The organism is Stieleria maiorica (assembly GCF_008035925.1).
In the GTDB taxonomy this organism is placed as follows: Bacteria; Planctomycetota; Planctomycetia; order Pirellulales; family Pirellulaceae; genus Stieleria; species Stieleria maiorica.
Window position 1 is genome coordinate 2,805,053 of the sequence record NZ_CP036264.1, and the last position, 15,036, is coordinate 2,820,088.

At 59.0% G+C, this 15,036-nt stretch carries 8 protein-coding genes; 2 read left to right on the forward strand and 6 right to left on the reverse strand.

Features of this window, described 5'->3' with window-relative positions:
- Window positions 1–361 precede the first annotated feature (361 nt).
- Both Mal15_RS09670 and Mal15_RS09675 read left to right on the forward strand, forming a co-directional pair.
- Window positions 362–709 (forward strand): pentapeptide repeat-containing protein, encoded by a 348-nt coding sequence (locus tag Mal15_RS09670; protein ID WP_233903372.1) that lies wholly within the window; start codon window positions 362–364, stop codon window positions 707–709.
- Between the two features lie 592 nt (window positions 710–1,301).
- A complete protein-coding gene (locus Mal15_RS09675; protein ID WP_147867566.1) occupies window positions 1,302–1,766 on the forward strand; it encodes a hypothetical protein in 465 nt (154 codons plus the stop codon).
- A gap of 264 nt (window positions 1,767–2,030) precedes the next feature.
- On the opposite strand, the gene Mal15_RS09680 is transcribed toward Mal15_RS09675, so the two are convergent.
- From Mal15_RS09680 to Mal15_RS09705, 6 genes are all read right to left on the reverse strand, one after another.
- Window positions 2,031–3,842: an L-fucose isomerase gene (locus Mal15_RS09680; protein ID WP_147867567.1), complete on the reverse strand. Its 1,812-nt coding sequence runs from the start codon at window positions 3,840–3,842 to the stop codon at window positions 2,031–2,033.
- Between the two features lie 136 nt (window positions 3,843–3,978).
- Window positions 3,979–5,802 (reverse strand): alpha-L-fucosidase, encoded by a 1,824-nt coding sequence (locus Mal15_RS09685; protein WP_233903373.1) that lies wholly within the window; start codon window positions 5,800–5,802, stop codon window positions 3,979–3,981.
- Window positions 5,803–5,954: 152 nt separating this feature from the next.
- Window positions 5,955–7,373 (reverse strand): sulfatase family protein, encoded by a 1,419-nt coding sequence (locus Mal15_RS09690; RefSeq protein ID WP_147867568.1) that lies wholly within the window; start codon window positions 7,371–7,373, stop codon window positions 5,955–5,957.
- 237 nt (window positions 7,374–7,610) lie between these two features.
- Window positions 7,611–10,652, reverse strand: coding sequence for a CRTAC1 family protein (locus Mal15_RS09695; RefSeq protein ID WP_147867569.1), 3,042 nt, complete (start codon window positions 10,650–10,652; stop codon window positions 7,611–7,613).
- Window positions 10,653–10,843: 191 nt separating this feature from the next.
- Window positions 10,844–13,759 (reverse strand): PDZ domain-containing protein, encoded by a 2,916-nt coding sequence (locus tag Mal15_RS09700; protein WP_147867570.1) that lies wholly within the window; start codon window positions 13,757–13,759, stop codon window positions 10,844–10,846.
- A 16-nt stretch (window positions 13,760–13,775) separates the two neighbouring features.
- Window positions 13,776–14,990, reverse strand: coding sequence for an AraC family transcriptional regulator (locus tag Mal15_RS09705; RefSeq protein WP_167546705.1), 1,215 nt, complete (start codon window positions 14,988–14,990; stop codon window positions 13,776–13,778).
- Window positions 14,991–15,036: the final 46 nt, after the last annotated feature.

The following is a 15,036-nucleotide window of genomic DNA, read 5'->3' on the forward strand; positions in this document are numbered from 1 at the left end:
GCAAGAGAGCGGGTGAAGGTGGGCGCGTGTGCGGAGCAAAACGCACCTCCCATGATACACGTAATCGACGTGACGCTGAAGAAACGCGGCTCCGGCACAGGGGTAATCCGGCCGAGCATCGGCGATATCGGAGCGGACGAGGCAATCTTTTACCAGCTCTTCCTCCAATACGCGGCTTCACCTGCCACCGAGGCCCGGCGCGGCAGATCCGCTTCCCCCGAAAGCGAAGGCCCAATTCTTGACCGCGACACCGCCACGCCCTGCCATCGGGTGGCGGGCAGTGCTCCACGGTCCGACCGTGGACTTTGCCCTGTCACCCTGGTCCGACCACCAATCATTAATGGTTCCCCGACTGATGACCATGCCTAGCTCGATCACGATGCGAAACAGCGCCGACAACATGGACGTCGTCGCCCAAGACGAAGCTTTCGTCGATTGCATTGCCGAGGGCTCGCACTTCGAAGGTGCGACACTCACACGAATCACGTTCACTGGCTGTGACTTGTACTGGGCGTCATTCTTCATGGCTGAACTCACTGACGTGACATTCGAGCGATGCGATCTTCGTGGTTCCGACTTCAAAGAGGCCAAGATGCGCAACTGTCGGTTCCTTAGCTGCGACGTCGGGGATGATGCAATTGGAGGCCAAACGGAATTTGGTGATACCGACCTGTCCACGGTACAATTTGTGAATTGTCGCGGCCGATGATCTTGCGATGGTTCGACGAGCAAGAGACGGGGGACAATTGCGTGCACCGAAGGACGCCTTGCGCGTATTATTGAAAAGAAAAGTCAAACGTCCGTCCGCGGTGACTGCCGACGTTACGTCCTTGAAGGAATCGCATCAATTGGTACCGGCAAACGACATTGAAGAACTTCAGCGGTTGATCCGTGGTCGGAAACACTCGCTTCACGACCTTCGCATGGCTTTGCAGGTATTCCCTCGGGATCGAAGTTTCTCGCGCGCGTACGGGCATGCACCATTGAGAAAACGCACCGGGCCCGTAGGCTCGCGCCAAACGGCTGATTCAATCAATAGGCCGTGACGCCATCGGCAAACTCTGTGCCAGCCTTTCGGGCGTCCAGCAAAAACGGCAGCGTCATCGAAGTAAAACGTCACGCAGTGTTTCCGATCGAGTACATTGGCCTGGAGCGGCGATGGCTCAATCGGTCGTCGTGGCCGATCCGCGCCAACCAATTGATGTACCGCAGTCGGCGAGTTGAGTTTGTTGGAGTTCCGGTCGATCGTGCCGACGCGGTGACGATCTCTGTTCTACTCATACGCGTTTGGGGATTTTGAAATGCAAATCGAATTCGCGCGGTTGTTCGTCACCGCGATCGCATTCTTGCTTCTCGTCGCTCCATCTGCCCAGGCTGAGGATCGCATCCCGCAAGGACTTCGTCTCTTAGTCAACCTCGATTCACAAACTCCGCGTGCTCTCGTTTCATATTCTCCAACCACCACGGCCGCCCAGCTATCGGCGATCTCGATTGGACTGAAAAACGCCGGCGTTTCCGAAGTGCTAATAGCCAGCATCAACCGCAAGGAGTTTAACCACCCTAATACCCACCACCTTGCAGTCGCGTTTGAGAAGGATCAGGCAGTTGTTCTACTCAACGATCAGGTACCCGCGAAACTGAGCCTGGCAATCGCAACGAGCGTCGGAAAGCTTGAAAGCGTTTCGCAAGTGAAGACAAAACTGTTCGAATTGTTCGCAGACACACGCGGGGAGGAGACGCGTTCTGAAGATCCGTTTGCGCCCTAGGGAATCATTGTTGTCGTTGATCGTCGGATAACCAGGCGACCCATACGTAGCGGCGGAGTCGCCTTGGTTTGGGTGATCAGTGCAGATCGATGCCGACACTTTCACCGGCGAACGTGCGTTCGATGTGGTCGACGATCAACGTCGATCCAACCAGCCTCAATCCCGGGGGCGATTTGTCTTCATCAGTCTTCATCAGCGTTCATCAGCGTTCATCTGTGGCTGATGGCGAGGCGTTGCTTGAGTCGACAGCACCAAGAGTGCTTGCTACTTCCGTCCGTACAGCGGACCGAAGTTTTCGCAGGCGCGGAAATCGGCGCCTTCCAAGTCGTCCGTTCCGAAGGCGTTCCAGGCACTGGGGCGGAAGACGCGGGCGCGGTCGACGTTGTGCATGTAGACGGGAATGCGAAGGATCGAGGCCAACGTGATGAACAGGTGACCGACGTGGCCGGCCGTCATCACGCAGTGGTTAGCGCCCCAGGAATTCATCACGTCATAGGTCGATGAAAACGCGCCGCGATCGGTCAAAGTCGGTGCGAACCAGGTCGTGGGCCAGGTCGGGTTGGTGCGCTGGTCCAGCCGGTCATGAACGTCTTCGGGCAGTTCCACCGTGTGGCCTTCGGCGATTTGCAGTGCGGGGCCGAGACCATCGACCAGATTGATGCGAGTCATCGTCGCCGGCATGCCGCCGCGGGTCTTGAAGCGCGTGCTCATTCCGCCGCCGGGGAAGTATTCCGTCATCGACGGATGCCAGGTCGTGGCTTTCAGGCATTGTTCGACTTCTTCGTCGCCGATTTCCCAGAACGGTTTCATGGTCGGCGATCCGTCGGCGGCGGATTGTTGGCCCGTGCCGTCCAGGGTTGCCGGGCCGGAGTTGATCAAGTGCAGCAGGCCACCGCTTGCCAGACCGTCCAGCCGATACCCGTCGCAGACCGATGCGATCGCATCGGGGCTCCAGTAGGTCCGCAAATCGGCGAACACCTGTGCGGTGTTGGTCAGCAAGTGCCCCAGCAACATCGTCGCGGCGTTTAGGGCGTCGTTTTCGGTGGCGACGATGTACGGGGCGCGTTTGCCGTTCCAGTCGAACGAGGTGTTGAGGATCGCTTCCATGAAATCCCCGTTGGGGAAGTGATCGGTCCATTGACGTTGGCCTTGAAAACCGGACGCGATCGCGTTGTGGCCATGCGACTGTTCCTTCAGTCCCATTTCGGCCAGTTTCGGATTGCCGACCATCAAATCACGGGCGATCAACGCCATCTTGACGCTGTCGGCCCATTCGCTGTCCAACTGCTCGCGGGAACGTTTGGCGCTGTCGCTGTTGTAGTCGTCGCCTTCGGGACAGTTCGTTTTGACCCAATCGAGGGCGCGTTCGTATTCGGTTTGGTCGTATTGCCCTTTGTTCATCCGACCGCTGAACTCACTCATGTCGATGTCTTCGACTCGCATCCCCAGCCACTTTTCCCAGAAGCCATAGTCCACCATCGATCCGGCGATCCCCATCGAGGTGCCGCCCATCGACAGATAGGATTTGCCCCGCATCAATGCGGCGGCCAACCCGCAGCGGACAAAGTTCAGGATTTTGGCTTGCACGTCTTCGGGCATGTTCGCGTCGCCCGCCTCCTGGACGTCTTGCCCGTAAATGCCGAATGCGGGCAGCCCCTTTTGCGAATGCCCGGCCAGGACCGCGGCAAGGTACACCGCGCCAGGTCGCTCGGTGCCGTTGAAACCGAACACCGCCTTGGGACGCAGCGGGTCCATGTCCATCGTTTCCGATCCGTAGCACCAACACGGCGTGACGGTCAACGATACGCCCACGTTTTCGCGGCGGAACAGTGTTTCGCACTGATCCGCTTCGGCCACCCCGCCGATGCAGGTTTCGGCGATCACGCACTCGGCCGGTTGGCCGTTAGGATAACGAACGGTTGACGAGATCAATTCGGCCACGCGCCGTGCCAAGTTCATCGTCTGGTCTTCAAGCGATTCGCGAACGCCTCCCAGCCGCCCGTCGATGGCCGGTCGAATACCGATCTTGGGTAGGTTGCCGTTGAAAACGCTGCGAGAGGAAAGTGGTGCATTCATGACAAGAGTTCGGTGGGCGATTCACAGTTTCCGGAAAACGAGTCGAGCGGGAATCCTAGTTCCGTGATGTCGGCAAGAGAAGTGGGAGACGATCCGAATGATACACGAACCGATTGGAATGCTTGACAGTCGACGATCACTCGATTTCCCCTGCCGGGTCATCACGTTTCAACGTCAACTGCCTCAAATTGATCGGTTGCCAAGAGCCCGGGATCGGATGGACACGAACACTCATGCGGCCCGGTTGGTCGATTCGAAGGGTTCCGAGATCCTTTTCCGCGTATCGTCCATATCCGCCGGTTGAAGTGACGGTCGCGGTCAGCTCGGACTGGTGGACGGAAACGCGGAATCGCGTTTGTGGTTCTTGGACCGACAGGACCGAAGACACGCGATAGTCGCCGGGATCACGGATTTCGATTTCCCACTCGACCCAGGCTTGATCGTCATGCCAATACCCGATGTGATCGATGCCGTCGTGCTGGCGAATTCCGGCGTCGCGACTGCCTTCGTTATTGTGAATGAACGCCAGTTCGGCCCCCAATTCCAACACCCCGTCCTTGCCGGGGGTGGGCAACAACGATTTGACTTTCGGTGCACCGTCGACGACCAATTTGATCACGCTGTTGAACTCGTCGGTCGGCTGTTCGGGCAATCGTACCCGGATGCCGTCATCCGTCACCTCGGTCGTCACGGACTGCCCTTCGCCGAGCAAGGTGGCCGACAAGACTTGATTGGCCAGCCCGCGAACCTCCAAAATTTGATCGCTCGGCCAATCAAACACGTGCAAATACAACGCCGTTCCGTCGGGGCTGACTTTGGCGGTGCAACGTCCCCAATCCGGTTTTCCGATCGGGCTGGCGGTGGTGCCGTAAATCGATTCGCCGTTGGTCTGCATCCACTGTCCGATTTGCCGCAGTCGATCGGTCGCCTGGGGCAATAACGTTCCCTTGCCGGTCGGGCTGACGTTCAGCAAGTAGTTGCCGCCCTTGCTGGCGATGTCGGCCAGATTCTGAATCAAGGTGCGGGTGGATTTGAATTTCGTATCGGACTTCTTGTATCCCCAACTGCCGCTGATCGGCATACAGACTTCCCAATCTTTGGCCGCAGGTGCTTGTCGGGGGATGTTCCGTTCGAACGTCTTGTAGTCGCCCGGAAAGTTTTCGCCCAATCGGTCGTTGGTCAGAACATCGGGTTGCAGTTTGGTCAGCGAGTGCAAGCTGTTGAACGCCTGCTCGCTCATCGCCCGCGGCGTGTCCCACCAGAAGATGCCGATCGGCCCGTATTCGGTCAGCAATTGACGCACCTCGGGGACAGCTTTCTCGCGAACGTATTGATCGCTGCTGATTCGCTGGATGCTTTTGTCCCAACTGTTGCCAAATCCGCCGGGGTGATGCCAATCCTGGGCCTGGGAGTAATAGAACCCGAATTTGATGCCTTGACGTTGGCAGGCCTCGGCCAACTCTTTCATGATGTCGCGGCCGAAGGGGCTGAAATCGACGACGTTGTACTCGGTCGCTTTGGAATCGAACATCGCAAATCCGTCGTGATGCTTTGCGGTGATGACCAGATACTTCATGCCGGCTTGCTTGGCCAGGCCGACGAATTCATCGGCGTCAAAGTCGACGGGGTTGAATTGTTTGGCGTATTGTTCGTATTCGGAAATCGGGATCTTGCCGCGTGCCATCATCCATTCGGCGCTGTTGGGCAGTTCCTGGCCTTTGTATTGACCGCCGACGACCGAGTAGACGCCCCAGTGGACGAACATGCCGAACTTGGCGTCCCGCCACCACGCGATGCAAGTATTCTGATCGTCCTGCGTTTCGGCGTACTGCTGGGCGAACGCGTGGTCTTGACACGCAAAGCCGCTGCATAGAAGCATCAGCATGATCAAAACGCGAGGAAGTCGGCGCGTCGATTGATCGGTGACGGCGCGGGGATGGTCGGTCGGTTGGGGGGGCATCGTTGCGGAATACGGTTGATCGGGTGTGGCCGTTGATTCGACGTGGCTACGCTCGGTGCGAGCGTGGAAAGCGTCGGGGATCCACCTTCTGGCGAAGGTAGCTACGTATTGGGTGGCGTTTCTTTGAACGATTGTCTTGGGTTTGGTGCTTGTCAGTCCGAAGAGCCTTCTCGCAAGGACGAAAAGTTCTTCGGATCGGGTTTGGCGGGAAGCGTCGCTTTCCACTTTGTAAGTTTGGCGACCAGATCGGCGACCACCTGGGGACGTTGTTGATGTAAATCCTTCTGTTCATACGGGTCGGCAACGATGTCGTACAGTTCGACATAGTCCGAGTCGACATCGCTGAGCAGTTTCCAATTCTGATCGACGATGCAGTAATCGACCCAATGAAAGGAGTCGGCGAGTCCCGGTTTGCCCTTTCCGCTCATCTTCCAAAACAACGGTTTGCTTCGACCGTCGCTGGTCTCGCCCTGCAGCGTTTTGACCTGGCTGATACCGTCGGGCACGTAAGATTCCGGCAACGAGGCACCGGCGATTTCACAGAACGTCGGCAACAGGTCCACCGCGGACATCATCGCGCGATCATCAACATGCCCCGCGGCGACTTTGCCCGGCCAGCGGACGATGAAGGGGACATTGATCCCGCCTTCGAACAATGCCGCCTTGTACCCTTTGCGGCCGGCCGTGATTCCCTTGGCCGCTCCGATCCCGAACCCCGCCCCCGTGGCGGTATCGTAACTGAGCGAAAGTTCCGTCCCGGGGCGGGCCCGTGCGGGCCCGTTGTCCGAGCTGAAGATGACCAACGTGTCGTCGGTCAGGTCCAGCCGGTCCAACGCATCGAGCACCTGGCCGATCCGATCGTCGGCGTGCGACAACACCGCCGCATAGATCTCATCGGGTTCCTCGAGACCGCTGTTTCGAAACCGCCAGCGATACTTCGGCACCACATGGAAGGGCGTGTGCGGTTCGTGAATCCACAGGTTGATAAAGAACGGTTGGCCCGCTTGATGACTTTGCTCGATAAATTCGATCGCGTGGTCGGCATCTTCGTGAACCGGCATCTGCTCGCCGGAACAGTTGAACGCACCGTAGGTGTCATAGCCGTACAGTCCCGGTGATGGCGAATCGGGAATCATGTCGTTGGCCAGATGCCACTTGCCGAAATGGGCCGTCGCGTAGCCGACGTTTTGCAACAAGCGGGGCAGCGTCACGCAATCGGTCCCCAACCAGTCGGGCATGTTGCGTTTGGCGTTGCTGGGCACCCAGGCAAAGTGTCCGTCGATGTTGTACCGAGCGGGAAAGTGTCCGGTCATCACCGCGGTCCGGCTGGGCGAACAGACTCCGCTGGCAACGGTGAAGCGATGGAAATCCGTCCCCTCGCGGGCCAGCCGATCGATGTTGGGCGTTTGGACATACCGATGGCCGTGGCAGCTGAGGTCTCCCCAGCCCCAATCGTCGGCAAAGATGAACAGAATGTTCGGACGCGACGGTTCAGCAGCGACTGTTGAAGTCAGTGCGACGTAGGACGCTACCAACAGCAGTAAATATGCGGCAAAGACACGGGATTTCATGGTTGTTATTAATCTTGGTGCCGATGGGGAACGCTGGCCAGTCACACCCTCGTAGTCTACCGCAACTCAATTGACGTACTTGACGATGCGTTCCGAGAGTCGCCGTGTTCTCCGAACTCGGCGCGCGAAAAAGCGGAGCTTTGCTCCGAGCCGACCTCGGAGAGGACGGCGACTGTCCAGCCAAATCGAAATCTGAGCTGCGGCGGAATGGCTAGGGTCCCACAAATGCAGGAGGAATCAACCGCCGGCTGCGTCGACTTGCGAATGATTTGCGACACTCGCCGGGGCGGCCGAAGGTGGTTCGGTGAAAAAGGCCTCCCCGGCACCCTCGATCAGCAAATAGGTTCGTCCGGCAGCCAACCTTCCGAACGACTCGACCGTTCCATCAGGCCAGGTGACGTTGACGTCATCGACGTGGTCGCTGGATCCGATTCCAGCCTTGAGAATTCGTTCGTTGCTGCTCATGTAACCGTCCCCGGAGAGCACCCAGAGCCGACGGGGGTGACCGCCGGCGACAAGGTCGATGATCGCTCCGACCGCGTCACGAGAGCTGGTCGTGCCGACGCAGCGGAATCCGATCCGGCGGTTGTCCGTTACGGTGCGGTTGGCCAACAAGGCCGGCGGAGCGTTTTGATGCGTGATGATCAAGTCATCCGCCAAGTCTTGATCGACGTCGATTTTCCAGAGTGCGCGCCCGATATGGTTGGCCGCCAGGTAGGTGTCCTCGCTGGCAAGGTCAACGATTTGAAACGGTCCTTGGGGCGCCCGTCGAAACAGCTGGAACGGCTGTGCCAGGGACGGTTGATCGGGACCGAAGCCACCGATGTGTCCGTTCGTGATCGCCAATTCGTCGATCCCATCGGCGTTCATGTCCACTGCTTGCGTCCCGAACCCGACCGTCATTCGCGTCGGTTCGATCAATGCTTGAACGGCCGTGTTGTCGACCCAAAATCCGCCCGTTTGTTGTTCGTAGTAAATGTTGTACTCGCGTGCAAAACCCGTCACGTAAACATCCAGGTCCAGATCACCATCGAAGTCTCCGCCGGCGATGCCCATCGATGCCTGCGTCAGCGATTGCCCATCGACCGCAATGCCCCGTGGGACGGCTGCTTCGATCAAACCTTCGCTTGTGACCTGAAACCAGTGATTGGCCGACATGTCGTTGGCGACCAACGCGGATTGAGTCTCACCGGTCAATCGCCCGGCCAATACCCCCAGTCCGCGTCCGGGCGTGATTTGATCCAGCTGTTCGCCGAACGAATCGACCAATTCGCCCCTGCCGTTGCCCAGCAAGACTTGGTCGTCGTCACCGGCAAACTTTGCCGGGTGACAGGGAGCCGGCCGGCCCTCGTTTTGACAGGGCAGATCGACACCGCCGGCCAGCGAGCAATAATTGACTGCAACCAGATCCACGATCCCGTCAAGGTCCAAGTCAACCCAAGCACCACACGTGGTCCACTGGATCGACGCCGTGCAGAGCGAACGCGTGTCGTCGGAGAACGATCCGTCGCCGTTATTTCGAAGTAACCGGTTCGCCCCGACGTTCGCGATAAAGAGATCGGAAAAACCGTCCTCGTTGTAGTCGCCGACCGCCACGCCTTGACCGACAACTGAATTCTTGCAGCCGGACACAAGCGTCACGTTGCCGAACACTCCGCCAAGGTTCCGCAGCAGGACACTTGTTGGTTCGGTCTGCGGACCGGTCTCACGGACAGGGCTGCAGAAAAACAAGTCCGACCAACCGTCAAGATCGAAATCGATCGTTCCCCCGCCGCTGCCCATCGAATGGATCAAGCTTGATGCGATGTCGGGGTACTGGAGCGTCGGCACGACCAGATTTCGCGAACGGGTTTCATCAGCCCAATGAATCGCATCATCGTTGCCGAGAACAGCCGGACGGTTTGTCGAGGGGACGAAACGACTCGAACGATTGACCCGGGTGACCGGATTGGACACCAGAGAATCCAACGGAGCTAATTCGGGAGGCGTATTCCAGCTTCGACTTCGTTTCAGGTTTTCAATGATGTCCTGACGCAATTCGCTCAATTCCGAATCGCGTTCATTTGGCAGCGTCATCGCGATGGCCGACCACGCCTCGGCTTCCCAGCGCCGCCCCATTCGGTTCAGCACCCGAGCGATCTCGACCGCAGCATGCTGGCTGCTTTCGCCACTGCCGCCGAATCGCTGCAGGTGCATGCGAAGGTCCAGCAAGTTTCTGACGTGCCGGTCGCATACACGCGTGATCCGATCAGCGTCGTTGTCACGGAGCGTCGTCTTTTCACCGGCATGCGAAATCACCACATCTGAAACAAGCTGACGGATCGCCCGGCTGGTTTGAGACCACGGAACCACCCGATTCGGGCTGATGCGAGTCGCTGCGAGATAGCACGACAGCGCGGCCGAGAAATCATCCAGTTGAAAATGCCTGTCTGCCACGGCGATCCAAAAATCGGACTGGTCGCGACAGTGCGGCAACGCGGCGTTCAACCACTCCGAAAATTCCTGATCGCCGGCCTGCTGGACACCCGGCATGCGCCCGAGCAACGCCAGTGCGGGAGCAAAACCGGCATGGTGCCGGACGATTTCACGTAACACCGCCTCGGCATCGGAAAACCGGCGTTGATCGCGAAGCGACTGCGCGATGCCGAGGCGAAGTCGATGGTCGTCTGGATTGCGCTCGATCAGCGCTTCGATCGCTTCGGGCGGAAACAAGCGTTCGGACGTATCGGTGCCGGCGAGCAATACCGCAACGTCGAACGCTCGGTTGCGAATGATCGCTTCGTAATGCTCAGGAATTAAGTCGACTCTGCCGGCTTCTCCGAGCAGCCCGAACAGCTGGCGACGAATCGACAGGTTGTCCGATTCAGTTTCCACCGCCTGGGAAAGCAACTCGATCGCCGGATACAGTTCCCCGACTTCCAGCAACGCCTGCACCGCCCACTCGACCCTCGTCGGGTTGAAATCGGCAACTTCGGCGGCCTTGGCAAGCAGCATCGCCGCTGCTCTGCGGTCACCGGCAGCCGCCGTCGCCCGAGCCGCGTCGGTGAGAAGTTTTGGATCTTCCGGCGAAGCGATCAGCGCGCGACGGGCGACCTGCAATGCGTCTTCAGCCGTCGCCTCATCAGTCGCCGCGTTGATCGCATCGGAATGCGAATCCTGTGCGGCGTTGTTGCTCCCTGGCGACCGGCTGTCGCTCGAACACCCGGCCACCAAGTTGACCATCGCGATCAATGCGAAGGAGTGAATGAGACGTGCGTTTTGGTTGAAGACACCCTTCATTGGCTCTGGTGGCTACACGACTTACTACGGCTCCCTTCTCCCACGGCTTTGCGGGGGAGAAGGGCTGGGGATGAGGGGGCCAGCAGCTTCGCTCCGTTGTTGGCCCCGTCGATTCTCTTGATGCGAACGAAGGCGAGCGTACGAAAGGGAGCACTCATTGCAGGATCCAATCTTCAGGAAGGGCCCGGTACCTACCGCACCACCAACTCTTGAAACGCCGTGTTTTCACCTCGGCCTGTGACCGGTCGAACACTCCACAGGATCCAACGAAATCGCCCCAGGTTGCGTCCCGGTTTGGCACGAATCGAGACGGCATTAAAATCCTCGTGGGACGCCGCACGGGTGTCGATTGATGTCAGTGGCGTGAACTTGGAGCGATCCCCGACATTCCAACCGGGATCGGACTGCGAATCGCTTCCATAGACCGTCCATCGTTGTGCACCTCGGACTCCGCCATAATTGGCAGACCAACTGGTGATCGACGAAACGTCTTTCAGTTCTCCCAGGTCCATGCGGTAAGCGCCGGCCGTGACGCCATTGGCGAAGACCGGGCCGTATCCCATTTCGATCTTGCCGTCGGTCAATGTCGCGAGCGATTCATTGCGTGGGGTGGGCTGGGCGTCCACCTTGCCGGTCGTTGGACTTTGCAGAATCACCGTCTGGAAACCGTCAGGATTTGGAGCGGACTCGAACAGGATTCCTGGGGCGTGCGGATCGGACAGCGAGATCGTTTGTTGGTTTCGAATCACCTTCAGTACCAAGGCGTTCTCGCGTAGCTGTTGATACGCCGCCAGCAACTGAGCGACGCGAGTGACCGCAGTTCCATTGATTCCCTGAACCAAGTCACCATCGCGTAAGCCCGCTTTGGCCGCGTCGCTGATCGGTGTCACCTTTGAAACCACGACGCCACCTTCTTCTTGAGAGACCCCATAGGCGGAGAACTCGCTGCCTTTCAGATCGCTGACCGCGGCTCCCAGCCAATACGTCGTCGTCGGTTTTCCGATCCGGCCGCTGTCGGAGCGGGGTTTTGCCATTTCCTGCTTGACTTCCAAGGCGGGGATTTCCGGCGTGCGCGCGATCCGCTTGAACGCCGGTTTCTTGACGCCGAACTGACCCATGGCAAAGTTTTCGAATCCGATCTTCAGTGCCGGCGAATCAGATTGCACGCGAAAATCACCGGCGGCCGGATCGATGAACTTGGGATCGGCGACGATCGAGTTGCGATCCCAGCCGAAGCTGGCGTAGCGATCCTTGATCGCCGGGACGTGTGCGTAGTACAGATTGCCGTCGACGCGTTTTCCTTTCGCCGTTTCGGTCGGCATCCGCGCCCCCTGTGGCGCGGCCATGAAGATGTTGCCAAAGACTTCATCGCCGCTGTGGTTGTACCATACATGCGGATGCAGCCCGTTGTTGACGGTGATATTGTTCCACGCGCGGCGACGGAACCCCTCGCGCAGCTTCAATCCGCCGGAAAGCATCAGGTTGTTGTAGATGTCGTAGTTGGACGACCCGTCATCCAGATCGATGTCCCAGCCATGGTCGCAGCGCCATCGGCTGTCGCGAATCACGGTCGTTTCGACCGCATCCAGGAAGGGGAACTGCGGTTCGGCGTCGATGACGACTTGGCTGGCGTTGCGGTCGCTGCTCCAGTAGCGATCGCGCCCCCATGAATTGAATGAACCGTGGTCGTGCGTTTCCTGGACGGTGTCGAACACGTCGCAGCGCTGGATCAAGTGACCGCCCCACGCGCCGTCGCCGATGTTGATGCCGGCGCGGGCACAGTCATAGATCGAGCAGTCGCGGACCGTGATGCCTTGTGCCATGGTGATTTGAACCCCGGCCGGTTGGCGTTCGACGCGACCGATTCCGTGAATCAAACAGTCTTCGACGATGCAATCCGCCGGGTAATTGTCTGTCTTGGGACCGGGTGTGCGATCGACCTTGGTCAGATCATTCTTTTGGCGGTATTCGAACAACGGGTCGCGGACGGCATTGGGATCGCCGACAAAGCACACGCCGCTGGCGCCGGTGTCGTGGATGTGACAACCTTTGACCAGCGCGCGTCGGTTGTAATTGCTCAGGAAGATTGCGTTGCCGCCGACCTGGTCGAATTCCGCATCCAGGATCCGGACATCTTCGGTCCCCGCCAGCACGACCGCGCCTCCCCGATAGATCGTCCAATCCGATCGCAACAGCGGCTCCTTGGTTTCCATAAACGTCCGCGCGGCATGCCGGAACACGAATCCCTGCAAGGTGACGAATCGCACGGGATCGTCCGCAGTCCCGTCGAACTGGACCAGATGTCGCAGCCGCACGACTTCGACAACGGCCTGGTCCAAATCGATGCCTGCCGGAGGCATCAGGTACAGCGTGTTGCTCTTGGAGTCGTGAAACCATTCCCCCGGGGCATCCAGTTCTTCGAAAATGTTTTCCACCATCCGATAGTCTTTGTGCATGCCCATTTGACGGTTGTTCTGCCAGCCGCCTTCGTAGGTCACGTCACCGTCGGCGTTCTTGCCGGTGATTCGATAGTGGTAGCCTCCCCAGCGGGAGCGGTGCATCGCATGGATGAAGCCATCGGTGGGATCCGCCCAACCGCTGGCCCGCTGTCGGGAAAACGCATCGGCGGCAAATCCCTGGTAGGCCTCGGTCTTTTTGTCGGCGTCGAAGTTCGGATAGCGTGCCATCCGTTGCTTGCGTCCTGACAAAAACAACTGGTCGATCGCCAGTCCCGGTTTGGTGCTGGCCGCGAAGATGCCGTCGCGGTAAGGCCTCCATTGCAAGTCCAGCTTGGTTCCGCCGCTGAGTACCGCGCCGCCTTCGTTTTCGGCGCGGTAGGTCACGGGCCATCGTTCCGTTCCCGAATCGGCTGCGGTGAACGTGAACGTTTCACTGAGGTAATACACCCCGTCGGCAACCGACACGGTCACGGCGGCCTTGCCGGCCGATCGTCGCGCCAAGTGCTGAGCGCGGGCGAGACTAGCCAGTGGCGCGGCGGCCGATCCGTCTCCCGCGTCATCACCGGTCGGGCTGACGAAGATCTCGAGGGCCTGGGAACAGGGGACGCCCAGGCCGAAACAAATCAGGAGCAAGAAGATTCGAAGCATTGGTGTTGATTGGTCGCTATTGGTCGTTGGGATCGTTTGTGGTGGCCAGGGTGTCGCGTTCGGTCTGATGCTGCGATCGATACTCGCCCGGGGATTGTCCGAGTTCGCGTTTAAAGACCGAACCGAGACTTTCTTTGTGGCTGTATCCGGTCTTGAATGCGATTTGTTCCAACGTCATGTCGGTCTCCCGCAGCAATTGTTTGACGCGATCGAGTTGGGTCAGGGTGATCTGTTGGTGCGGCGTGCGGCCCAAGGCTTCGCGGAACCGGCGTTCCAATTGTCGTCGGGAAAGTGAAGTGAACTGTGCGACGTCGCCGACGTTGATGCCCTGGCAGGCGTTCTGGCGGATGAATCGGCACACGCGTGCGATTTCGACATCATCGACCGCGACCACCTTGGTCGACAGACGCTCGGAAACCGTGACCGGCGCGACGTATTCGATCTCGTTTTCCGGACGCCAGCCGGTCAGCATTTGTTGCAAGATCTCCGCCGCCCGATACCCGACGCGCTCGGCATTGGGGCGGACGCTCGACAGCGGCGGATCACACAACAAGCAGATCGCGTCATCGTCATCCACGCCGATCACGCCCAAGTCGTCCGGGACCGCGATGTTCGCCAACCGGCAGGCATTGAGGACCTGTTGGCCGCGGATGTCGTTACAGACAAACAACCCGGTGGGGCGCTCAAGAGCGGACAACCATTGCGCCAGGGACTCCAGTTCCAGCACCCCTGCCTCTTCCAACTGTGTCAGCGTCGTGCCGGGCACGCCCGGTGATTGGTAAACATCGAAGGGACAGTCCGCGGCGTCGACAAGTTGTTGGAACGCCGCCAGTCGGGCATCGGAATAGGTTGCAAAGCGAAACCCACAGAATGCGAATCGGCGGAACCCGCGTTCCCACAAATGCGTGAACGCCATCTCCGCCACGCGTTTGTTGTCCGTTTCCACCTGCGGCACACCGGTGAATTTTCGGTTGCATCGGACATCGATGATCGGAACACGCAATTGGCGAAGCGGCTCGATCGTATGCCAGTCCACGCGGGCGATCACACCGTCGATGCGTGAATTGAAAATCCAATCGGGGATCGCCGAGTCCAGCGTCATCTCTTGGTGCAACAGCGACCATTCCACTCGCGTGCGTGAGAACAACGCAACGCCGCGTAGCAGTTCCCGCCCGTAAGCGCGCGAGGCTTCGACAAGTAGTGCGATCCGGGGTCGATTGGTTGGATTCAATGCAGCCTGCCTATGACGTGCTCTCCACCTGTGTCGCAAAACGCCG

Coding starts and splice junctions, on each gene's coding strand:
- Mal15_RS09685 (WP_233903373.1), bottom strand. CDS start 5,802: ATGCCCCCCCAACCGACCGACCATCCCCGCGCCGTCACCGATCAATCG.
- Mal15_RS09695 (WP_147867569.1), bottom strand. CDS start 10,652: ATGAAGGGTGTCTTCAACCAAAACGCACGTCTCATTCACTCCTTCGCA.
- Mal15_RS09700 (WP_147867570.1), bottom strand. CDS start 13,759: ATGCTTCGAATCTTCTTGCTCCTGATTTGTTTCGGCCTGGGCGTCCCC.
- Mal15_RS09675 (WP_147867566.1), top strand. CDS start 1,302: ATGCAAATCGAATTCGCGCGGTTGTTCGTCACCGCGATCGCATTCTTG.
- Mal15_RS09670 (WP_233903372.1), top strand. CDS start 362: ATGCCTAGCTCGATCACGATGCGAAACAGCGCCGACAACATGGACGTC.
- Mal15_RS09690 (WP_147867568.1), bottom strand. CDS start 7,373: ATGAAATCCCGTGTCTTTGCCGCATATTTACTGCTGTTGGTAGCGTCC.
- Mal15_RS09680 (WP_147867567.1), bottom strand. CDS start 3,842: ATGAATGCACCACTTTCCTCTCGCAGCGTTTTCAACGGCAACCTACCC.